Annotated in this window: 18 protein-coding genes; 5 read left to right on the top strand and 13 right to left on the bottom strand. The window is 74.7% G+C overall.

Going from position 1 to position 22118, the window contains the following annotated elements:
- Positions 1-11 precede the first annotated feature (11 nt).
- From hutI to hutH, 5 genes are read right to left on the bottom strand one after another with little or no spacing between them, the layout of a single operon-like run.
- Positions 12-1157, bottom strand: a complete 1146-nt coding sequence (gene hutI, locus JOE68_RS19375) for an imidazolonepropionase (protein WP_204843710.1) — start codon at positions 1155-1157, stop codon at positions 12-14.
- A complete protein-coding gene (locus JOE68_RS19370) occupies positions 1154-2419 on the bottom strand; it encodes a formimidoylglutamate deiminase (protein WP_204843709.1) in 1266 nt (421 codons plus the stop codon). Before JOE68_RS19370 ends, hutI begins: the two co-directional genes overlap by 4 nt.
- Positions 2416-3591 carry an allantoate amidohydrolase gene (locus JOE68_RS19365; RefSeq protein ID WP_204843707.1) on the bottom strand — a complete coding sequence of 392 codons (1176 nt, stop codon included), beginning with the start codon at positions 3589-3591 and terminating at the stop codon, positions 2416-2418. The genes JOE68_RS19370 and JOE68_RS19365 overlap by 4 nt, the downstream gene beginning before the upstream one ends.
- Positions 3584-5227: a urocanate hydratase gene (hutU, locus tag JOE68_RS19360; protein ID WP_204843706.1), complete on the bottom strand. Its 1644-nt coding sequence runs from the start codon at positions 5225-5227 to the stop codon at positions 3584-3586. The genes JOE68_RS19365 and hutU overlap by 8 nt, the downstream gene beginning before the upstream one ends.
- The gene (hutH, locus tag JOE68_RS19355; RefSeq protein WP_204843705.1) at positions 5227-6732 is read right to left on the bottom strand and encodes a histidine ammonia-lyase; all 1506 of its coding nucleotides are present in this window, start codon (positions 6730-6732) and stop codon (positions 5227-5229) included. Before hutH ends, hutU begins: the two co-directional genes overlap by 1 nt.
- Positions 6733-6999: 267 nt before the next feature.
- Here hutH and JOE68_RS19350 point away from each other — a divergent pair, with 267 nt between their 5' ends.
- The gene (locus JOE68_RS19350; protein ID WP_204843704.1) at positions 7000-7794 is read left to right on the top strand and encodes an IclR family transcriptional regulator; all 795 of its coding nucleotides are present in this window, start codon (positions 7000-7002) and stop codon (positions 7792-7794) included.
- A 12-nt stretch (positions 7795-7806) separates the two neighbouring features.
- On the opposite strand, the gene JOE68_RS19345 is transcribed toward JOE68_RS19350, so the two are convergent.
- From JOE68_RS19345 to JOE68_RS19330, 4 genes are read right to left on the bottom strand one after another with little or no spacing between them, the layout of a single operon-like run.
- Positions 7807-8691, bottom strand: coding sequence for an ABC transporter substrate-binding protein (locus JOE68_RS19345; RefSeq protein ID WP_204843703.1), 885 nt, complete (start codon positions 8689-8691; stop codon positions 7807-7809).
- A complete protein-coding gene (locus JOE68_RS19340) occupies positions 8688-9410 on the bottom strand; it encodes an ABC transporter permease (protein ID WP_372443362.1) in 723 nt (240 codons plus the stop codon). The genes JOE68_RS19345 and JOE68_RS19340 overlap by 4 nt, the downstream gene beginning before the upstream one ends.
- Complete coding sequence (locus JOE68_RS19335) at positions 9410-10069, bottom strand: ABC transporter permease (protein WP_307819750.1); 660 nt, start codon at positions 10067-10069, stop codon at positions 9410-9412. Before JOE68_RS19335 ends, JOE68_RS19340 begins: the two co-directional genes overlap by 1 nt.
- Positions 10062-11102, bottom strand: coding sequence for an ABC transporter ATP-binding protein (locus tag JOE68_RS19330; RefSeq protein WP_204843702.1), 1041 nt, complete (start codon positions 11100-11102; stop codon positions 10062-10064). Before JOE68_RS19330 ends, JOE68_RS19335 begins: the two co-directional genes overlap by 8 nt.
- A 105-nt stretch (positions 11103-11207) precedes the next feature.
- Here JOE68_RS19330 and JOE68_RS19325 point away from each other — a divergent pair, with 105 nt between their 5' ends.
- A complete protein-coding gene (locus JOE68_RS19325; RefSeq protein WP_204843701.1) occupies positions 11208-12728 on the top strand; it encodes a bis-aminopropyl spermidine synthase family protein in 1521 nt (506 codons plus the stop codon).
- Between the two features lie 49 nt (positions 12729-12777).
- On the opposite strand, the gene JOE68_RS19320 is transcribed toward JOE68_RS19325, so the two are convergent.
- Positions 12778-15957, bottom strand: a complete 3180-nt coding sequence (locus JOE68_RS19320) for a bifunctional diguanylate cyclase/phosphodiesterase (RefSeq protein WP_204843700.1) — start codon at positions 15955-15957, stop codon at positions 12778-12780.
- A 226-nt stretch (positions 15958-16183) separates the two neighbouring features.
- Complete coding sequence (locus tag JOE68_RS19315; protein ID WP_307819749.1) at positions 16184-17377, bottom strand: NAD(P)-dependent malic enzyme; 1194 nt, start codon at positions 17375-17377, stop codon at positions 16184-16186.
- A 292-nt stretch (positions 17378-17669) separates the two neighbouring features.
- On the opposite strand from JOE68_RS19315, the gene JOE68_RS19310 reads away from it, so the two are divergent.
- Positions 17670-18263, top strand: coding sequence for a dTDP-4-dehydrorhamnose 3,5-epimerase family protein (locus tag JOE68_RS19310; RefSeq protein WP_204843699.1), 594 nt, complete (start codon positions 17670-17672; stop codon positions 18261-18263).
- Between the two features lie 673 nt (positions 18264-18936).
- On the opposite strand, the gene JOE68_RS19305 is transcribed toward JOE68_RS19310, so the two are convergent.
- A complete protein-coding gene (locus JOE68_RS19305; protein ID WP_307819748.1) occupies positions 18937-19242 on the bottom strand; it encodes a S24 family peptidase in 306 nt (101 codons plus the stop codon).
- Positions 19243-19329: 87 nt separating this feature from the next.
- Here JOE68_RS19305 and sodN point away from each other — a divergent pair, with 87 nt between their 5' ends.
- Entirely contained in the window at positions 19330-19743 is a 414-nt protein-coding gene (gene sodN / locus JOE68_RS19300) for a superoxide dismutase, Ni (RefSeq protein ID WP_204843698.1), read from the top strand.
- A gap of 121 nt (positions 19744-19864) precedes the next feature.
- Here the strand turns inward: sodN and JOE68_RS19295 are convergent, their stop codons facing one another.
- The gene (locus tag JOE68_RS19295) at positions 19865-20722 is read right to left on the bottom strand and encodes an aminoglycoside phosphotransferase family protein (protein WP_204843697.1); all 858 of its coding nucleotides are present in this window, start codon (positions 20720-20722) and stop codon (positions 19865-19867) included.
- 190 nt (positions 20723-20912) lie between these two features.
- Between JOE68_RS19295 and JOE68_RS19290 the strand changes: the two genes are divergently transcribed.
- Positions 20913-22103 carry an ROK family transcriptional regulator gene (locus JOE68_RS19290; protein ID WP_204843696.1) on the top strand — a complete coding sequence of 397 codons (1191 nt, stop codon included), beginning with the start codon at positions 20913-20915 and terminating at the stop codon, positions 22101-22103.
- The last annotated feature ends 15 nt before the right edge of the window (positions 22104-22118 follow it).

Below are 22118 nucleotides of genomic sequence, written 5' to 3'. Positions count from 1 at the left end.
GCGACAGCGGGCTACCGGACCCGTCGCCCCTTGCGCCACACCGCGTGGGTCAGCGGCACGCCCGGCCGGTAGGCGAGGTGGGTGGCGCCGGGCGCGTCGAGCACGTGCACGTCCGCCCGCGCGCCGACCGCGAGGTGGCCGACGTCGTCGCGGCCCAGCGCGAGCGCACCCGCCTTCGTGGCCGCGTGGACGGCTTCCTCGACGGTCAGGCGCAGCTGGAGCACGGCCGTGGCGACGCAGTAGGCCATCGACGTGGTGTACGAGCTGCCCGGGTTGCAGTTGCTGGCCAGCGCGACCGTCGCGCCGGCGTCCAGCAGCTCCCGCGCGGGCGGCAGGGGCTGGCGGGTGGACAGGTCGCAGGCCGGGAGCAGGGTGGCCACCGTGGCCGAGCCGGCCAGGGCGTCGACGTCGGCGCGCGACAGGTGGGTGCAGTGGTCGACGCTCGCCGCGCCCAGCTCGACCGCCAGCCGCACGCCGGGGCCCTCGCCGAGCTGGTTGCCGTGCACGCGCAGGCCCAGCCCCCTGGCGGCGGCGGCTTCCAGCACGGCGCGGGACTGGTCGGCGTCGAACGCGCCGCGCTCGCAGAACACGTCCGCCCAGCGCACGTGCGGCGCCACCGCGTCGAGCATCCCGCCGCACACCAGGGCGACGTAGTCGTCGGCGGTCGACCCGGGCGGCACGAGGTGGGCGCCCAGGAAGGTGGCCTCGTCGGCGTGCTCGGCCGCGATGCGGGCCGAGCGCAGCTCGTCGGCCGTCGTCAGGCCGTAGCCGGTCTTGGTCTCGACGCACGTGGTGCCCTGCGCGACCGCCTCCGCCACGTGCCGGCGGATCGTCGCCGCCAGCTCCTCGTCGGTCGCGGCGCGGGTCGCGTCGACCGTGCGGGCGATCCCGCCCGCGGTGTAGGGCTTGCCGGCCATGCGGGCCTCGAACTCGGCGGTGCGGTCGCCGGCGAACACGAGGTGCGTGTGGCTGTCCACCCAACCGGGCAGGACGGCCCGGCCCGCCGCGTCGAAGCGCTCGTCGGCGGCCGGGGCGGACGCGGCGTCGCCGACCCAGGCCACGCGGTCGCCGTCGAGCACGAGGGCGGCGTCGGCGCGGCGGCCCAGGTCGGCGTCGTTGGTGGTCAGTTCGCCGATGTTCGTGATCAGGGTGCTCACAGGACCGCCTTCAGCAGCTCGCCGACGTCTCCCAGGGTGGCGTGCACGCCGTCGCGCGCCACGACCTTCCCGCCCACCACGACCGCCGTGACGTCGGACGCGGTCGCGGTGAGCACGACCTGCTCGGCGCTCGAACCGGCGGTGCGCACCGAGCCCGTGCCGACGGCCACGAGGTCCGCCGGCGCGCCGGGTTCGACGCGCCCGGCCTCCGGCCACCCGATCGCGGCGTGGTTGGTCAGCGCGGCCACCAGCTCGGCCGGGGCGAACCTGCCGCGGCGGCCGGTGCGCAGGCGCTCGCCGTGCTCCAGGCCGCGCGCTTCCAGCAGCGGGTCGACCACGGCGTGCTGGTCGCTGCCCAGCGACAGCGGGCTGCCGGCGTCCTTCAGCTCCCGCGCCGGCCCGATGCCGTCGGCCAGGTCGGCTTCGGTGGTGGGGCAGAAGCAGGCCCCGGTGGCCGTGCCGCCCAGCAGGGCGATGTCCGATGTGGACAGGTGGGTGGCGTGGACGGCGGTGGTGCGCGGCGTCAGCGCGCCCGCCTCGTGCAGCAGTTCGGTCGGCGTCCGGCCGTAGGCCGCCAGGCAGGCTTCGTTCTCGGCCGGCTGCTCCGACAGGTGGACGTGCAGCGGCCGGTCGGGGAACGCGCCCGCCACCAGCGGCAGCGCGTCGCGGGGCACGGCGCGCACCGAGTGGATCGCCGCGCCGACCCGCGTCGTGGCGTCCTCGCGCAGCCCGGCGACCCGCTCGGCCCACCGCTCGCCGGTGCCGTCGGAGAAGCGCTCCTGCACACCGGTCACCGGCTCCCCGATGCCGCCCGCCAGGTAGCAGGCGTCCAGCAGGGTCAGCCGGATGCCGGCGTCGGCGGCGGCCTGCCGCAGCGCCTCGCCCATCTCGTTGCCGCCGTCGTGGAGGTAGTGGAACTCGCCCACCGCCGTCACCCCGGCCACGGCCATCTCCGCGTAGACGGCCGTGGCCAGCCGCCGGTAGCCCTCCGGCGTCAGGCTGCCGGCCAGCGCGTACATCCGCTCGCGCCACGTCCAGAACGTGCCGCCGCCGGAGTGCGTCCGACCGCGCAGGGCGCGGTGGAAGGCGTGCGAGTGGGCGTTGGCGAACCCCGGGAACACCATGCCGTACAAGCGTTCGCAGCCCAGCGGGACCGTGTCCACAGTGGACACTTCGACGATGCGCCCGCCGTCGGTCCGCACCAGCACGCGCGACGCGACCCCGTCCGGCAGCCACGCCCGCTCGCACCAGAAGCTCTTCATCGGGCCAGGTGCTCCAGGGTCGTCGCCAGCGCCACCACGCCCGCCGCGCAGTCCTCCGCCTCGGCGAACTCCTCGGGGGCGTGGCTGACCCCGGTCGGGTTGCGCACGAACAGCATCGCGGTCGGCACGTGCGCCGCCAGGACGCCCGCGTCGTGCCCCGCCCCGGTGGGCAGCGCCGGGACGCCGCCGAGCGCCGCCGAGACCTCGGCCGCGAGCCCGGTGTCGAAGTGCACGGTGTCGCCGTAGGACTCCTCGGTGACGCGCACCTCGCAGCCCTCGTCCGCCGCCGCCGACCGGGCCGCCGCGGTGATCCGGTCGACCACCTCGCGGGTGCGGCGGTCGTCCGCGGCCCGCGCGTCCAGCCACACGTCCACCGACGACGCGATGACGTTGGTGCCGCCGGGGTTGGGGACGAGGCGGCCCACCGTCGCCCGCGCGCCGCCGGTGGCGGCCTCGCGCGCGGCCAGCACCAGCCGCGAGGCGGGCAGCATGGGGTCGCGCCGGTCCTCGATCAGGGTCGCGCCGGCGTGGTTGCCCTCGCCGGTGAAGGTGAAGCGCCACCGCCCGTGCGCGAGGATGGAACTGGCCAGCCCCACCGGCACGGCCAGGCCCCTGCCCTGCTCCACGTGCAGCTCCACGAACCGGCCGACGGTCGCGAGCGCGTCGTCGTCCCGGCCCATCCGCCCCGGGTCGACCCCGGCGCGGCGCGCCGCCTCGGCGAACGTGACGCCGTCCGGGTCGGTCAGCCGGCACGCGGCCTCGGCCGGGATGGCGCCGGTCATCAGCCGGGAGCCCAGGCAGGCCACGCCGAACCGGCCGCCCTCCTCCTCCACGAACACCACGACCGCCAGCGGCCGGGACGGGCGGAACCCCTTGGCCCGCAGCACGTCCACCGCCCGCAGCGCCGACACCACGCCCAGCGGGCCGTCGAACGCGCCGCCGCCCGGCACGGAGTCCAGGTGGCTGCCGGTGACCACGGCGCCCGGCCCCGGCTCGCCCCACCACGCCCACAGGTTGCCGTTGCGGTCGGTCCGGACGTCGAGCCCGCGCCGGGCCGCCTCCTGCCCGAACCACTCGCGCAGCTCCAGCTCGGCCCGGTCGAACCCGTGCCGGGAGTAGCCGCCGCGCCGCGCGTCCCGGCCGACGTCGGCGATGTCCGCGAGGTCAGTCATGGCGCGCCATCGGGATGCGGACGCCCTTGGCCGCCGCCACCTCGCCCGCCTCGGGGTACCCGGCGTCGACGTGCCGGATCACGCCCATGCCGGGGTCGTTGGTCAGCACCCGCTCGATCTTGCGGGCGGCCAGCTCGGTGCCGTCGGCGACGGTGACCTGGCCGGCGTGGACCGACCGCCCGATGCCCACGCCGCCGCCGTGGTGGATGGACACCCACGTCGCGCCGGAGGCGGTGTTGACCAGGGCGTTGAGCAGCGGCCAGTCCGCGATCGCGTCCGAGCCGTCCGCCATGGCCTCGGTCTCCCGGTAGGGGGAGGCGACGGAGCCGCAGTCGAGGTGGTCGCGGCCGATGACGACCGGCGCGGACAGCTCGCCACTGGCCACCATCTCGTTGAACCGCAGGCCCGCGCGGTGGCGCTCGCCGTAGCCCAGCCAGCAGATCCGGGCGGGCAGCCCCTGGAACTCCACGCGCTCGCCGGCCAGCCGGATCCACCGGGCGAGCTGCTCGTCCTCGGGGAACAGCTCCAGGATGGCCCGGTCGGTCGCGGCGATGTCGGCCGGGTCGCCGGACAGCGCGGCCCAGCGGAACGGGCCCTTGCCCTCGCAGAACAGCGGGCGGATGTAGGCCGGGACGAAGCCGGGGAAGTCGAACGCCCGGTCGCAGCCGCCGAGCCGGGCCTCGCCCCGCAGGGAGTTGCCGTAGTCGAACACCTCGGCGCCCCGGTCCAGGAACCCGACCATCGCCGCCACGTGGTCGGCCATCGACTCGCGGGCCCGGTCGGTGAACTCGTCGGGCTTGCTGCCCGCGTAGTCCGGCCAGTCCTCCAGCGCGACGCCCTTGGGCAGGTAGGCCAGCGGGTCGTGGGCGGAGGTCTGGTCGGTGACGACGTCCACCGGCACCTCCCGGCGCAGCAGCTCGGGCAGCACCTCGGCGGCGTTGCCGATGAGCCCGACCGACAGCGCGCGCCCCTCCCGCTTGGCCCGCAGCACGCGGGCCACGGCGTCGTCGAGGTCGTCGGCGATCTCGTCCAGGTAGCGGGTCTCCACGCGGCGGCGGGCGCGCGCCGGGTCGACCTCGACGCACAGCGCCACGCCCTCGTTCATGGTGACGGCCAGCGGCTGCGCGCCGCCCATGCCGCCCAGGCCGGCGGTGACCGTCAGCGTGCCCTTCAGGGTGCCGCCGAACCGCTTGCGCGCCACCGCGGCGAACGTCTCGTAGGTGCCCTGGAGGATGCCCTGGGTGCCGATGTAGATCCAGGACCCGGCCGTCATCTGGCCGTACATGGTCAGCCCGGCGGCCTCCAGCCGGCGGAACTCCGGCCAGTCCGCCCAGTCGGGCACCAGGTTGGAGTTGGCGATCAGCACGCGCGGCGCCCACTCGTGGGTGCGCAGCACGCCCACCGGGCGGCCGGACTGCACGAGCAGGGTCTCGTCGTCGGCCAGCTCGGCCAGCTCGCGGCTGATCGCGTGGAAACTCGGCCAGTCCCGCGCGGCCTTGCCGGTGCCGCCGTAGACGACCAGGTCCTCGGGCCGCTCGGCGACCTCGGGGTCCAGGTTGTTGTGGAACATCCGCAGGGCGGCCTCGGTCGGCCAGCTGCGGGCGGTCAGGTCGGTGCCTCGGGCTGCTCGCACCATCACAGGGCTCCACTTCGGATGAGGTCTTCGGCGGCGGCGATCTCGGGGGCCAGGTGGCGGTCGGGCCCGGGGCCCGGGACGCTCGCGCGCAGCTTCGCCACGGCCGCCGCGGTCGCCGGCGCCGGCTTCAGGGGCGCCCGCAGGTCCAGCGCGCGGGCGGCGGTGAGCAGTTCGACGGCCAGGACGGTCCGCAGCCCGTCCACGGCCCTGCGCAGCTTGCGCGCGGCGGACCAGCCCATCGAGACGTGGTCCTCCTGCATGGCGCTGCTCGGGATCGAGTCGACGGAGGCGGGCACGGCCAGCCGCTTGAGCTCGCTGACGATCGCCGCCTGCGTGTACTGGGCGATCATGTGACCGGAGTCCACGCCGGGGTCGTCGGCCAGGAACGGCGGCAGGCCGTGCGAGCGGTTCACGTCCAGCATCCGGTCGGTGCGGCGCTCGGCGATGCTCGCCACGTCCGCCACCGGGATGGCCAGGAAGTCCAGCACGTAGGCGATCGGCGCGCCGTGGAAGTTGCCGTTGGACTCGACGCGGCCGTCCGCCAGCACCACCGGGTTGTCGATGGCGGCGGCCAGCTCGCGGTCGGCGACCGCGGCGGCGTGGTCGACCGTGTCGCGGGCCGCGCCGTGCACCTGCGGCGAGCAGCGCAGCGAGTAGGCGTCCTGCACGCGGGTGCAGTCCGGGCCGCGGTGGCTGGCCACGATCCCCGAGCCGGCCAGCAGCGCGGCCATCCGCCGGGCGCTGCGGCCCTGCCCGGGGTGCGGGCGCAGGGCGTGCAGGTCGGCGGCGAAGACGCGGTCGGTGCCCAGCAGGGCCTCCACGCTCATCGCGGCGGTCAGGTCGGCCACGTCCAGCAGCCGGTCGAGGTCGGCCAGGGCCAGCACCAGCATCCCGAGCATCCCGTCGGTGCCGTTGATCAGCGCCAGGCCCTCCTTCTCGGCCAGCCGGACGGGCTCGATGCCGGCGGCCCGCAGGGCGTCGCCCGCCGGCACGAGGTCGCCGCGCGCGTCGCGGACGCTGCCCTCGCCGGTCAGCGCGAGCGCGGCGGCCGACAGCGGGGCGAGGTCGCCCGAGCAGCCCAGCGAGCCGAACTCGTGCACGACGGGCGTGATGCCGGCGTTGAGCATCGCGGCCATCGCCTCGGCGGTCTCCAGCCGGACCCCGGTGCGCCCGCTCGCCAGCGTCTTCAGCCGGAGCAGGACCAGGGCGCGGACGACCTCCCGCTCCACCTCCGGCCCGGAGCCGGCGGCGTGCGAGCGGACCAGGGACTGCTGCAGGGCCGCCCGGCGGTCCGGCGGGATGTGGCGCACCGCCAGCGCGCCGAACCCCGTCGACACGCCGTAGGTGGGCGTCTCGGCCGTGGCCAGGCGCTCGACGTGCGCGCGGGCGGCCTCGACCGCCGCGCGCGCCGCCTCCGAGATCTCCACCGGAGCGCCGCCGCGGGCGACCGCGTGGACGTCCTCGCGGGTCAGGGGTTCCGGACCCAGCTGCACGGGTTGCTGCATGTGCACATCACAGCGCGGCGGCCGGGTCCGCACGACCCGGCGGGGCCGGAGACCGTCTGGGATCCCAGACGGTCTCCGGTCCGGCCCGCGCCGGGCTCCCCGCGCAGCGGGCGCTCCCGCACCACGTCCTGGGCGGGGTGCGGCGGCGCCGGTCAACGTCGCGGCGCGCTCCGGCAACGGGGTGACCGGCTCGGCGGCGAAGCCCCCGGAGCCGGTCGTCGCACCCCTCCGGTGCGCCGCCGCCCCGGTCTGCCGACAATGGCCCGCGTGGGTTCCAGCAGCGACGTGCCGGCGTTGCGCCGGGGGCTGGCGGTGCTGCGCCTGCTGGCCACCCGGCCCGGCCCGGTGTCGGCGGCGGCGGTGGCCCGGGAGCTGGGCCTGCCCCGGTCGACGACCTACCACCTGCTGGCCGAGCTGGCGGAGGCCGGCTTCGCGACGCACTTCCCCGAGGAGCGGCGCTACGGGCTGGGCGTGGCCGCGTTCGAGCTGGGCTCGGCCTACCTGCGCCACGACCCGCTGGAGCGCCTGGCGCGCCCCCTGCTGCGGCGGCTGGTGGACGCCACCGGCCGGCCCGCGCACCTGGGCGTGCTGCACGGCGCGGAAGCGCTCTACCTGGCGCGGGAGCAGCCCCGGCAGCCGTCCACCATCGTGTCCGACGTGGGCGTGCGGTTGCCCGCGCACCTGACCGCGTCCGGTCGGGCGATGCTCGCCCACCTGCCGGGCGCGCAGGTCAGGGCCCTGTTCCCGGGGGTGGCGGGCTTCGTGGACCGCACCGGCCGCGGCCCGCGCGACCTGCCCGCGCTGCGCCGCCTGCTGGCCGTCGAGCGGCGGCGCGGCTGGGCGGTGGAGGACGGGTACGTCACCGCCGGGTTCGCGTCGGTCGCGGCGCCGGTGTTCGACCACGGGGGGCGGCCGATCGCCGCCGTCACGGTGACCTTCCGGCACGTGTGCGACGAGGGGTGCGGGCAGGAGTGGCCGGAACTGGCCCTGGAGGCGCGGAAGGCCGCCGACGCGCTGACGGAGCGCATCGGCGGCCACCGCGACCGGCCCGCGGGGAGGTGACCCCCGCGCGGGTCAGAGCTGCACGGTCCCGAGGAAGTCGGCCGCCACGTTCGCGACGGTCTGCTTGTCCACGTCCACCCGCTTGACCAGGTCGGCCAGGTTCTGCGTGGTCAGCGCCGCGGAGACCTTGTCCAGCGCCTCCCTGCCCCTGGCGTCCACCGCGTCCGACCGCAGCAGCGGCACGATGTTCTGCGCCGGGTACATGTTCTTCGGGTCGGCCAGCTCCACGAAGTCGTTGGCCTTGATGTCGGCGGAGGTCGTGTAGAGGTTGACCACCTGCGCGGCGCCGTTCTTCAGGGCGTCCACCGTGACCGGGCCGCCCGCGTCGGTGGTCTTGATCTCCTTGAACTCCACCCCGTACAGCTCGGCCACCTTGGCCTGCCAGCGCTGCGCCCACTCGCCGGCGGCGCCGAGCACGTACTTGCCGGAGCCCAGGTCGGCGATGGACCGCACGCCCGAGTCGGCCGTGGCCCTGGTGACCACCAGCACGTCCTTGTCCTCGGCCGCGGCCTTGTCCAGGACCTCCAGCCCGGCCGGGGTCTTGGCCTTGAGCGCCGCGTAGACCTCCTCGGACCCGGTCGTGGTGTTGGCCTTGTCGAAGTAGTTCAGCAGGTTGCCGGTGTACTCCGGCACCACGCCGAGCGACTTGTCCTGCAGCGCCTTGACCACCAGCTCGCGGGCGCCGATGCCGGATTTCACGGTCACCTTCGCCCCGGTCGCCCTCAGCGCGCCGGCGTAGACCTCCGCCAGGATCTTGTTCTCGGTGAAGTCGGCCGAACCGACCACGACCTCACCCGCGGCGCCGTCCTGGCCGCTCCCGCTCAGGTCCTCCTTGGACCCGCAAGCGGAGACGACCAGGGCCGCCGCCGCGACGATGACGGTCAACGTGCGCTTCATGCCGTGCTTCCTCCCACTTCGAGCGCTTCGGCGGGCTTGGCGCGCCGCCGGGGCTGTGCGGACAGCCGCAGACCTCTCGGCACGACGAGCCTCCCCGCCACCGCGAGGACGCCGTCGACCACCACCGCCAGCAGCGCGATCAGCACCGCGCCGCCGACGAACTGCCCGTAGTCCAGCACGCGCAGGCCGTCCAGCAGCGGGCGGCCCAGGGTCTCGACGCCGACGTACGCGGCGACCGACGCCGTCGCGACCACCTGGAGCGCCGCGTTGCGCAGCCCGCCCACCACCAGCGGCAGCGCGTTGGGCAGCTCCACCCGCCACAGCCGCTGCGCGCCGGTCATGCCCATGCCGCGGGCGGCGTCCACCACGCCGCGGTCGACCCCCTGCACGCCCGCGTACGTCCCGGCCAGGACGGGCGGCACCGCCAGCACCACCAGCGAGATCAGCACGCCCACCGCCGGCACGCCGCTCATCACCAGGTACAGGAGCGTCACCAGCCCGAGCGTGGGCAGCGCGCGCAGCGCGTTGCCCACGCCCACCAGCAGCAGGCCGCCGCGGCCGGTGTGCCCGACGTAGAGCCCCAGCGGCACGGCCACGGCGCTCGCGCCGAGCACCGCGCCCAGGCAGTACAGCAGGTGCGTGCCCACCCGCACCGGGATCGAGTTGGGCCCGCTCCAGTTCGCCGGGTCCAGCAGCCAGGCGAACGCGTCCGCGAAGATCACGACCGGCCCGCCCTCGTCCACGGGGTCAGCGCGTTGCGCAGCGCCACCAGCACCACGTCCACCACCAGCGCCAGCAGCAGCGTCAGCACGACGCCGACGATGATCGGCGCCAGGTAGCGCTGCCGGAAGCCGTCGGTGAACAGCACGCCGAGGCCGCCGGTGCCGATCAGCGCGCCCACGCTGACCAGGCTGATGTTGCTGACCGAGCCGACCCGCACGCCGGCGGCCAGCACCGGCACGGCCAGCGGCAGCTCGACGGTCAGGAACCGCCGCCACGGCCGGAAGCCCATCGCGGTCGCGGCGGCGCGCACGTGCTCGGGCACCGCGCCCAGCGCCTCCGCCACCGGGCGCACCAGCAGCGCCGTGGTGTAGAGGGTGAGCGCGACGACCACGTTGACCGGGTCGAGCACCTGCGTGCCGATCACCGCCGGGATGATCGCGAACAGCGCCAGCGACGGGATCGTGTAGAGCACGTTGGCGGTGCCGACCAGCACGCGGTTCAGCCACCGGTACCGGTGGCACGCCTGCCCCAGCACGACGGCCAGCACCACCGACGCGGCCAGCGGCGCCAGCGACAGGTAGACGTGGTCGAGCAGCATCGACAGCAGCGCCGAGCGGGTGCCGGCGTCGCCGAGGTAGTGGCCGAGGTCACCCACGGCGGCTCGCGATCGCGTCGAGCACCTGGTGCGCCTCCACCACGCCGGCGAGCCGGCCCTCGGCGTCCACGACCACGCCCAGGCCGGAGGGCGACGACAGCGCGGCATCCAGCGCGCCCCGGACCGCGCCGCCCCGCGCGTGCAGCGAACCGCCCGGCACCACGGAGCCGTCCGGCGCGACCCAGGCCCGCGGCCGCCGCTCGGCGTCCACCAGCAGCTGCCACTCGCCGGCGGCCGAGGGCTCGCGCGCCGTCCGGACGGGACCGACCTCCACCCCGGAGGAGTCCACGAAGGACAGGCCCCGGTAGCCGCGGTCCCTGCCGACGAAGCCCGCCACGAAGTCGTCGGCGGGGCGGGCCAGCAGCTCGGCGGGCGGCGCGCACTGGGCCAGCACCCCGCCCTCGCGGAACACCGCCACCTTCTCGCCGATGCGCACCGCCTCGTCGATGTCGTGGGTGACGAAGACGATCGTCTTGGCCAGCTCGGCCTGCAGCCGCAGCAGCTCGTCCTGCAGGCCCTCCCGGACCACCGGGTCGACCGCGCTGAACGGCTCGTCCATCAGCAGCACCGGCGGGTCGGCGGCCAGCGCGCGCGCCACGCCGACGCGCTGCTGCTGGCCGCCGGACAGCTGCGCCGGGTAGCGCCCGCCCAGCTCGGCGGGCAGCCCCACCAGCTCCAGCAGCTCCGCCGCGCGCGACCGGGCCCGGGCCTTGGACCAGCCCGACAGCAGCGGCACGGTCGCCACGTTGTCCAGCACCGTGCGGTGCGGGAACAGGCCGGCCTGCTGGATCACGTAACCGATGCCCAGCCGCAGCTTCGGCGGGTCCACCCCGAGCACGTCCCGGCCGTCCACCAGCACGGTGCCCGAGGTCGGGTCGACCATCCGGTTCACCATGCGCAGCGACGTCGTCTTGCCGCACCCGGACGGACCCACGAAGACGGTGATGGTGCCCGCCTCGACAACGAGGTCCAAGCCGTCCACCGCGATCGTCCCGTCGTCGAACCGCTTGGTCGCGCCGCGGAACTCGATCACCGCGTCGTCCTCCCCCGTCGTGGCTGCCAGGCGTCGAACGACAGTAACCGGTCGACCCGACCGCGGCACCGCGTTCCAGGATCCGGTCAGTAGGCTGCACCGGTTGTGGCCACCGAACTAGTCCGCGCGCTGCTGGCGTCGCACGGCGTGCACGCGCGCAAGCTGCGGCGGGTGCTGACGCTGCTCGGCGAAGACTGGCACACCCTGGCGGAGCTGGTGCGGCTGCCCGCCGTGCCGCGGCGGACCGTGCAGGACGTGCTCAAGGCGCTCGACGCGGACCTGGAGACCGACGGCGACCGGCACCGGATCGCGCCGTCGCGGGTGGCGCGGTACGCCGAGTTCACCGCCGAGCCCGAACCGGCGGACCCGCTGGTGGCGCGCGACCCGGCGCACCTGCGGGCGGTGCTCGCCGACGTCGCCGCGGTGCCGCCGCCGCTGGCCGCGCTGGACCACGTGCAGGCGACCGCCGAGACGGCGCTGAAGCGGGCGCTGTGGCTGGACTCGCACTACGACCTGGCCGGGCGCGTCCTGCTGTGCCTGGGCGACCACGACCTGACCTCGCTCGCGGTGACCGCGGTCAACCCGGCGGTGTCGGTGGTCGTGGTCGACGTGGACGACCGGCTGCTGGAGTACGTCGAGCAGCGGTCCGGCGGGCGCGTGCGGACGTTCCACGCGGACTTCCGGTTCGGCCTGCCGCCCGCGCTGCTGGAGTCGGCGGACCTGGTGTTCAGCGACCCGCCCTACACGCCGGAGGGCATGGCCCTGTTCGCCGGCCGCGCGGTGGAGTGCCTGGCCGACCTCGGGCGGGGCCGGGTGCTGCTGGCCTACGGGTACAGCGACCGCACGCCCGCGCTGGGGCTGAAGGCGCAGCAGGAGCTGCAGCGGCTGGGGCTGGTGTTCGAGGCGATCCTGCCCGCGTTCCACCGGTTCGACGGCGCGCAGGCCATCGGCAGCGCCGCCGACCTGTACGTGTGCCGCCCCACCGCGCGCCGGTCGGCGACCCCCGGCCGGACCGCGATCTACACCCACGGCCCGCAGTCGGTGGAGGCGACCGGGCCGAGCGCGCAGGCGTTGCAGGCGCTGGTGGACCTGGCCCCGCGCCCGGAGTCCTCGCCGCCGCCGAAGCCCCGCGCGCCCGGCTGGGCGGACCCGGTCGGCCGGGGCGCGGCGTCGCTGGCCGTCGACCTGACCGGCGATCCCGGGCCGTGGCTGCTGCGGACCCTGCTGGCGTGCTCGCCCGGCCGGATGGCGGCCCTGGTGCCCAACAACCACCCGGACGTGTCGTCCGCCGCCGGGCAGGAGGGGTTGAGGTCGTTGGTGGACACCCGGTTCGCGCTGCGGTTCCTGCGGTCCACCCCGGACGGGAAGACCTGCGTGGTGGTGGCGGACCAGGTGCTCGCGGGCACCCTGGACCCCGGCGGCCTGGCCGTGCGCGAGGTGCTGCTGCGGGCGCACGGGAAGCTGGGCAACGTGTGGCGGGAAGCGCTCACCACCGCGCTGCGGATCACCAAGCGCGAGGCGCGCGAGCGGATCGGGGAGCACGACGACCTGGAGCACCGGCTGATCGACCTGCCCCGGCACCGGGTCGCCGCGCTGCTGCCCCTGATCCGGGCGTCGGCGGGGTGACCGGGACCCGCGCGGCGGTCGGCCCGGCCGGCGGGCGGGGCCGGCCGCGTCAGCCGGCCCGGGGGACGTGCAGCGCGCCGAGCGCCAGCACGGCGCGGAACTCCTTGGGCGGCACCGGGCGCGAGAACAGCCAGCCCTGGTAGGCGTCGACCCCGACGCCGCGCAGCACGTGGAACTGCGTCGCCGTCTCGACGCCCTCCGCCACGCACTCGCGCCCCATCGCCCGCGCCATGTCCACCACGGCCCGCGCCACCGCGAAGTCCGACGAGTCGTTGCCCACCCCGGACACGAACCGCCGGTCCACCTTGATGATCTGCGCGGGCAGCTCCTTCAGCCGCGCCAGCGACGAGTAGCCGGTGCCGAAGTCGTCCACGGCGAACCTGATGCCGCGCGCCACCAGCTCGTCCATCGACTGCCGCACCCGCGACGGCAGGTCCACCAGCGCCGTCTCCACCAGCTCCAGCACCACGCGGTCCCACGGGGTGCCGGCCTCGGCGATGGCGTTCGCCACGATGTCGACGAACTCCGGGTCGCCCGGCACCAGGCCGGCCAGGTTCACCGCCACCGACACCGGCCGGCCGTTGGGCTCCGGCCAGGTCGAAGCCTCCTTCAACGCCGTGCGCAGCACCCAGCGGTCCAGCTCGCGCAGCAGGTCGCCCTGCTCCGCGACGGGCAGGAAGATGTCCGGCGGCAGCAGGCCCCGGTCCGGGTGCGGCCAGCGCACCAGCGCCTCGGCGGTCTGCACGACGCCGTCGACCCCGACCACGGGCTGGAAGTGCAGCGCCAGGCCGTCGTTGGCCAGCGCCTCGCGCAGCTGCCCCTCCAGGTGCACCTGCCGGTCCGCCGACGCGATCAGCGCCGCGCTGGCCAGCGACACCCGCCCCGCGCCCGACCGCTTCGCCTCGAACATCGCCGCGTCGGCGAACCGCAGCAGGTCGTTGCCGGTCGCCCGCGAGCCGTTGGGCACCGCCGCGCCGATCGACGCCGACACCCGCACCAGCTGCCCGTGCACCGGGACGGCCGTGCGCAGCAGGCCCGCCACCCTGTTGGCCAGCGCGTCGACGCCGCCGACCTCGTCGATGTTCTCGCAGATGATCACGTACTCGTCACCGGACAGGCGCGCGGCCGTGCAGCCCTCCGGCAGGCCGCCCTCCAGCCGCCGGGCCAGCGCGACGAGCAGCTCGTCGCCCGCGTCGTGGCCCAGGGAGTCGTTGACCCGCTTGAAGTTGTCGATGTCGCAGAACAGCACCGCCACCCGCGAGCGGTCCTCGGAGCCCAGCAGGGTGGTCAGCAGCTCCTTGACCAGCGCCCGGTTCGGCAGGCCGGTCAGCTCGTCGTGCGTGGCCTGGTGGCGCAGCGCCTCGGACGCGCGGCGGCGCTCGGTGATGTCCTGGAACACCGTGAGCCAGAACCGGCGGCCGTCGTCCTGCACCGACAGCGCGATGTGCAGCTCGCAGTACACCTGCTCGCCGTCCGGGCGGACCAGGATGCGCTGCGGGATCTTGTGCACGCGGTCCACGCCGGCCTGGGCCATCCGGCTCACCGAGTCGAGCCGGTCCTCCTTGTCGTCCGGGTGGGTCAGCTGCTCGGCGGTCATGCCGCGCAGCTGCTCCAGGTCCATGCCCAGCAGGTCGCACAGCGCGTCGTTGGCGTCCACCAGCCGCTCGGCCTCGTCGAACAGGCCGATGCCGACCGGCGTCAGCGACACCAGGTCGGCGAAGCGCTGGCTGGAGCGCTCCATCCGGGCCTCGGCGGCCCGCTGCTCGGTGATGTCCTGCGCGGTGCCCACCGCGAGCGGCCGGCCGTCGGGGTCGCGGACCACCACGCCGTAGCAGCGGAACACGCGGACCTTGCCGTCGCGGCGCAGTATCCGGTGCTCGCACTGGACCGGAACCTGGTCGACGGCCAGCTGCCGCCACAGCTCGTCCACCCAGCCCCGGTCGTCGGGGTGCACCAGGTCGAGGTAGGTCTCGTAGTGGGTGTGCTCGGCGACGGGCACGCCGAACAGGTCGGACAGCATGTCCGACCACACCACGTCGCCGGTCCGGGGGTTCCACTCCCACACGCCCAGCTGCGCCGCCCGCTGCGCGTCGGCCAGCCGCCGCCGGTCGTCGCGCAGCTGCCGCTCCAGCGCCCGCGCCTCGGTGACGTCCTGGACGGTGCCGTGGAAGCGGTGCAGCCGCCCGCCCTCGAACTCGGGGCGGACGCGGCAGATGTAGACGCGCTCGCCGGTCTCGCTGCGCACCTCCGCCTCGAAGGTCCGCCCCTCCTCGGCGTGCGCCAGCCGCCGGCGCAGCGCGCCCAGCGCCGCCCGGTCCTCGCGGTGCACGCCGCACAGCAGGTCGCAGCCCGGCGAGATGCCCACGTCGGCGTACATCTCCAGCAGCACGTCGCTGCGGTGCACCGCCTTCGTGGCCACCTCGTAGCTCCAGCTGCCGATGCGCGCGATGCGCTGCGCCTCCAGCAGCCGGGCGCGCTCGACCTCCAGGGCGCGGTCGGCGCGCCGCTGGGCGGTGATGTCGCGGATGTAGCCGGTGATGAACTGGGTCCGGCCGTCGGCCCGCAGCTTGGACTCGGCGACGCCCCTGATCCAGCGCAGCTCCCCGCAGGGCAGGACGATGCGGTAGACGATGTCGATCGGGTTGCCGTCCAGCTCCCGGTTGGCCCAGTAGCGGGCCACCATGTCGTGGTCGTCGGGGTGGACCACGTCCAGCACGGCCTGGGCGCCCGGCACGACCTCGCCCGGCCGCGCGCCGATCATCTCGTAGTGCGACTCCGACCAGACCGTGACGCCGGTCGTCGGGTCGTACTCCCACGAGCCGATCTGCGCGACCCGCTGCACGGTGCGCAGCCGGCGCTGCTCGTCGCGCAGCTCGTCGGCGGCCTTGGCCAGGTCGGACACGTCCACCAGGAGCACCGCGCGCAGCTTGGTGCCGGGCACCTGGTTGCGCACCGCGCGGACCGGCAGCAGCGCACCGTCGGCCCGGCGCAGCCGCAGGTCCGGCGGCTCGCCGACGAGGAGGTCGCCCAGCGCCCGGCCGACGAGCTCCGCGGCGGACCGCGCGCCCGCGAGCGCCACGGCGGCGTCGTTGGCGCGCACCACCTCGCCCTTGGGGTCGCACAGCAGGGAAGGGGCCTCGGGCAGTTCGACGCCGTCGAGCACGGGTGGCCGCCCCGTGGGCCGCCCGGGGTCGAGCACCACCGGAGCGCGTCCAACCCGCTTGGGCACGGTCCCACCTTCCCGTGTCTACGGCAGGGATGAACCGGCCCGACCGCACCCGAATACGGCGTCCCTCTCCGCGGGCAATATTCACCCGAGGAGAGGGACCGTAGCGCTTCGGAGCGTCATCGCCCACCCCCTTGTCGGGCTAACGAACCAACGCCGAGGTGGTTCCGTTCTCCCGATGAGCCGAATGGACGGATGCGGCCGGAGCTCTCCCAACTCCGACTGGGGGTCAGGCTACTCCGTCCTGCCGAGCTGCCAAGGCCACGGCGGCGGCCACTTCGGGACCGACCCGGGGGTCCAGGGCGCTGGGCACGATCCGGTCCACCGCGAGGTCGTCCGCGGCGACCGCGGCGATGGCCCCGGCGGCGGCGAGCTTCATGTTCTCGGTGATCCGCTTGGCGCCCGCGTCCAGCGCGCCGCGGAAGATGCCGGGGAACGCGAGGACGTTGTTGATCTGGTTGGGGAAGTCGCTGCGCCCGGTCGCGACGACCGCCGCGTGCCGGCGCGCCACGTCCGGGTGAACTTCCGGGTCCGGGTTGGACAGCGCGAACACGATCGCGTCACCGGCCATGCTCGCGACCAGCTCCTCCCCCACCTTCGAGGAGGACACGCCGACGAACACGTCCGCGCCGCGCAGCGCCTCCGCGATGCCGCCGCGCAGCCCGCTCGCGTTGGTGACCTCGGCGAGCTCCGCCTTCACCGGGTTCAGCCCGTCCCGGCCGGCGTGCACGATGCCCCGCGAGTCGACCACGGTGACCTCGCCCGCGCCGGCGGCGACCAGGATCCTCGCGCACGCCACGCCGGCCGCGCCCGCGCCGGAGATCACCACGCGCTGGCTCGCGAGATCCTTGCCCAGGACGGTGTTCGCGCCGCGCAGCGCGGCCAGCAGCACCACGGCGGTGCCGTGCTGGTCGTCGTGCATGACGGGGCAGTCCAGCGCCTCGACCAGCCGCCGCTCCAGCTCGAAGCAGCGCGGCGCGGCGACGTCCTCCAGGTTGACCGCGCCGAACGACGGGCGCAGCCGGACCAGGGTCTCCACGATCTCGTCGACGTCCGTGGTGTCCAGCACCAGCGGGATCGAGTCCAGGCCGCCGAAGGTCTTGAACAGCGCTGCCTTGCCCTCCATGACCGGCAGCGACGCGCTCGCGCCGATGTCGCCCAGGCCGAGCACGGCCGTCCCGTCGCTGACCACGGCCACCAGCCGGTGCGCCCAGGTGTACTTCGCGGCCAGCGCGGGGTCCTCGGCGATCGCGCGGCTGACCCGGGCCACGCCCGGTGTGTAGGCGATGGACAGCGCCCGCGGGTCGGCCAGCGAGGCGGTGGCGCCCACGCCGAGCTTGCCGCCCTCGTGGGCGCGGAAGATCTCGTCATCGGTCAGGCCGGCGGCCTGGTCGTGTTGGGGGCGGTCGTTCACTGCGGTCACTTGGGATTACCTCCTGCGGTGCGCGAATGCTGCGGCGCACCGGGACCGGCGTTGTCACGCGGATCGTCGGGGCCTGGCGGCGGGCCGTTCCGCGCGGTCGGCGCGGTGGCCCTGAGGGGCGGTGTGCGGGCAAGCATGACAGCGTTCGGGGGCGCTGTCTGCGGCGGGGATCACACAACTTTCCGCAGGTCAGGGCGGGTTTCCCAGAACGTACGTCCGGTTTTCTGCACCGACTGGTCGGTTTCCGCAGGCAGGATCGGTCAAGACACCTCGGCGTTCTAGGGTGTGCGCCATGCAGGCACGCGAACTGAAAATCCCCGGCTCTTTCGAATTCAGCCCATCGGTGTTCCCCGACGACCGGGGGATGTTCGTCGCCCCGTTCCAGGAGCGCGCCTTCGCCGACGCCGTCGGGCACGGGCTGCGGGTCGCCCAGACCAACCACAGCGAGTCCAGGCGCGGCGTGGTCCGGGGCGTGCACTACGCGGACGTGCCGCCGGGGCAGGCCAAGTACGTGCACTGCCCGCGCGGGCGGCTGCTCGACGTGCTGGTGGACATCCGGGTGGGCTCGCCGACGTTCGGCGCGTGGGACGCGGTCGAGCTGTCGCCGGAGAAGTTCAACGCGGTGTACGTGCCGGAGGGCGTCGGGCACGCGCTGATGGCGCTGGAGGACGGCAGCGCCACGTCGTACCTGTGCTCGGAGGGCTACAACCCCAAAGCCGAACGCACGATCAACCCGCTGTCGTTGGACCTGCCGTGGCCCACCGACATCACCCCTTTGCTGTCACCGCGCGATGCCGCCGCCCCGACATTGGAGGAAGCACGCGCCGCCGGCCTGCTGCCGTCCTACGAAGAGTGCACCGCTTGGTACGCCAAGCTCCGCGCTTAAGCCACACCACTACCCGCACCGGCAGCACCAACACCCACCACTGCCACACCCCGCACAACCAGCAACTTTGAGCTTGTGGGCTCGTGGCACACCCCGTGCAGACCGGTGCTCTCGTGTTCTCCCCGTATGGCCTGCCCGGAGGGCTACCATGCTTTCTTGGGGGGTGCAAGCACGCTTTTCGCTTGCACCCCCCAAGAAAGCATGGTCGTCTTTGACAGGTCATGCGGGGAGAACACGACCGCTCTTTCTTTTCATTCTCCTTGGCGGCCTGCCTGTCCGGCGAGGACTCTTTAAAGCTCTTCAGCTTGGATCCGTACCGCACCAAATATTTCCTGGATCGGTGCGCGATCTCGGTAAGAAAAGCGGCCGAGAGGCCCCCAAGGAGAAGGGAAGTGCGTCGTGTTCTCCCCGCACGGCCTGCCGGAGGCAATCATGCCGAGCTGGGGGTGTCAAGCGGTGAAGCGTGCTTGACACCCCCAGCTCGGCATGATTGGGCTGCGCCCAGGCCGTACGGGGAGAACACGAGGCACACGGCTGCGCTGAAGCGCCGCCGCGCCGAGCGCGGCCTACGGGAGCTGAAGCGCCGTCGCGCGGAGCGCGGCTGAGGCGAGAGCCGCGCGGGGGCGGCCTGAGGTGAGAGCTGCAGAGCGCGGCTCAAGGGCGGAGCCGGGCGCTAGCGGAGCCGGCGCGGGCGTGGCCAGAGGCGGAAGCGGATCACCCCGACCACCCGTGCCGCGCCCAGCGCGCGCGAGTCGGTGGAGGCGAAGGGGTTGTCGCCCTCGACGTGCCAGCCCCCGTCCACCTCCCGCACGGCCCGCTTGACCGAGAGCTGCCCCGGCCGGGAGTCCCAGCGGACCAGCACGAGGTCGTTCTCCCGGACCCGCCGCGCTCGTCCGACGGTGACGACGTCCCCCGTCCGGAGGGTCGGGTACATCGACGGCCCGACCACCCGCACCAGCGGCGACGGCCTGTCGTCCACGGGTGCCAACGATCACCTCCACCTGCCTGCGCCGGGCCCCCGGAGTAGGGTTCGGCGCGTCGGAGCACCCACTGTCAAGGAGGAACAATGCGACTTCTGTCGCGCATTCTCCGCCGCCCGCTACCGGAGGCCACCGCGCACTGCGACCTCCCGTGCGGCGTCTACGACCCGGCGCAGGCCCGGATCGAGGCGGAGTCGATCAAGGCGGTCCAGGAGAAGTACCAGGCCAACGAGGACCCCGAGTTCCGCCAGCGCGCCGTCCTGATCAAGGAGCAGCGCAGCGAGCTGGTCAAGCACCACCTGTGGGTGCTGTGGACCGACTACTTCAAGCCGCCGCACTTCGAGAAGTACCCGGAGTTGCACGACCTGTTCAACCGCGCCACGAAGGCCGCCGGCGCGTCCGGCACCAAGGGTTCCATGGACCCGGCCAAGGGGCAGGAGCTGCTCGACCTGATCGCCCGGATCGACAAGATCTTCTGGGAGACCAAGGCCGCGGCCTGATCGCCGACAGGCGGCCGACGTCGGCCGGCGGTGCCCTCCGCCGGTCGCGTCGGCCGGCCCGCCGCTCCCCGCGTTCCCCCTCCCGCGCCCGTGTCCACTTCGGACCGGACCCCCGCACCGGTCACACCAGCGCGAGCAGCTGCTCCAGCGCCTCCTCCGACCCGCCCCACGTGAGGAGCCCGATGGCGACCATGGGCGCGTCCACCCGGCACCACTCGAACAGCCGCTCGGGGTCCAGGCCGTACGCCCGCGCCACGCGCTCGCACCGCACCTCGACCCCCTCCCCGCCCGCCGCGCCCAGCACGTAGTCGACCGCGTCGTAGCACGGGTCGCCGACGCACGTCTTGGGGTCGATCGCGACCAGCCCCCGCGCGCCGCCGTCGAGCACGTTGCCGGGGTGCAGGTCGCCGTGCAGCAGGACGGTCGTGCGCTGGGAGTCCAGGAGCTTCGCGCACCGCTCGATCGCGCGGTCCCACGCGGCGCGGTCCAGGCGGGCCGCGACGGCCGGTTCGGCGAGGCGCCGGCCGATCCGCGCGAAGGACTCCTCCCACCGGCCGCGCAGCGTGCGCGCGAGGGTGGCGGGCGGTTCGACGGCGTGCAGGTCGGCCATCAGCCCGGCCCACTCCTCGGGCGCCGCGTCCGCCTCGGCGCCCGGCTCCACCGCCTCCAGCAGGACGGCCCCCTCCCCGACCTCCAGCACCTCCGGCACCCGACCGGACGGCGCGAGGCTGCGCAGCATCCCGGCCTGGCGGAGCAGGAACGGCCCGTCCGGCGAGAGCTTGAGGACGGCGGGCCTGCCGTCGGCGGTCGTGCAGCGGATCGCGAGGGACGAGCCGCCGCCCTCGTGCGCCTCGCCGAGCGCGACGCCCCACTCCCGGGCCAGCCGGGCGGCGAGGTCGGGCGCCCGGGAGCACCACGCGGCCACGTCGGGGCCGAAGCGGGGGGTGAGGCGGGCGGTGAGCCCTGCTGTCGTCCACATGGGCGCAGGGTGCCACCGGCGGGCTCCCCGGCGAAGCCGTTATTCCGCCGAACGGCCGCGCGGAACGCCGCCGGGCGGAACCGGGGAACACGCCCCGCGGAGTGAAGTCGGTGATTCTTCAATCTGAACAAAGAACTGCTATTCTGACCTGCCGGGTCTTCGACCACAGCATTTTTGCGGAGGGGCTGCCATGCGCGAGGCACGTGAACTCCTGGACGCCCCCGCGCAAGGGCGCGAATCGACCCGCAAGCGCCTGGTCATCGAGATCATGGTGAAATCCGACCGGCAGTCGCAACTGTCCCGGCGCACCGGCGTGTCCCAGGCGCTGGTCTCCACGACGGTCCAGGAGCTGGCCAGGGAGGGCCTCGTCGAGATCGACGCGCCGGGCGGCGGGCGGTCCCGCGGACGGGTGCGGCTGAGCCGGATGCGCGGGGTCGCCGTCGGCGTCGACCTCGGCTTCAACCACATCTCGGTGGTGGCCCGGCCGGTCGACCAGCCGCACGACCGCATCGCCCTGCGCCGGGAGAGCCCGGGCGCCAACGTGGGCCTGCGCCGCCTGTTACCCGACGTGCTGCGGCTGACCAGGGAGGCGGTCGAGGAGACCGGGCAGGGCATGGCGGACGTGGTCGCCGCGGGCCTGGCCGTGCCGCGCATGGTGGACCCCCGCACCGGCCGGTTCACCACCCCGGTGCTGCCGCCGTGGGAGCCGGGCGACGAGCCCGCCGCCGACCTGGCCGCCGAGCTGGGCGTGCCGGTGGCGATGGACAACGACGCCAACCTCGGCGCGCTGGCGGAGCAGACCTACACCTCCGAGGAGGCCGTCGAGCACGTCGTGTACGTCAAGGCGTCCACGGGCGTGGGCATCGGCATCGTGGTGGGGTCGAACCTGGTGCGCGGGCAGCGCGGCACGGCGGGCGAGATCGGCCACCTGACCATCGACCCGGACGGCGAGATGTGCCTGTGCGGCGGGCGGGGCTGCCTGGACACCCTGGTCGGCGCGGAGTCGCTGCTGGCCAAGGTGAAGCAGTCGCAGCGGGGCGCCGCGCGGGACGTCCCGACCACGCTGGCCGCCCTGGTCCTCAAGGCCCACAACGGCGACGCGGTGTGCCGGCGCGTGCTCAACGACGCCGGCCGCGTGCTGGGCTTCGCGCTGGCCCAGCTGTGCAACCTGATCAACCCGCAGCGCATCGTCATCGGCGGCGAGCTGGCCGAGGCCAGGTCCATGGTGCTGGACACCTGCCGGCAGGAGCTGGCGCGGTACGCGCTGGCCGGCGCGGTCGAGCCGACCGACGGCTTCGAGCTGCGCACCAGCACGCTGAGCCCCTACGCCGAGGCGCAGGGCGCGCTCATCCTGGGGTTGCGGTCCCGGTCGTCAAGGTGAACTGCCGAACGGCCC

The organism is Saccharothrix algeriensis (assembly GCF_016907655.1).
Lineage (GTDB): Bacteria > Actinomycetota > Actinomycetes > Mycobacteriales > Pseudonocardiaceae > Actinosynnema > Actinosynnema algeriense.
This window is presented reverse-complemented; position numbering and strand designations above follow the sequence as displayed.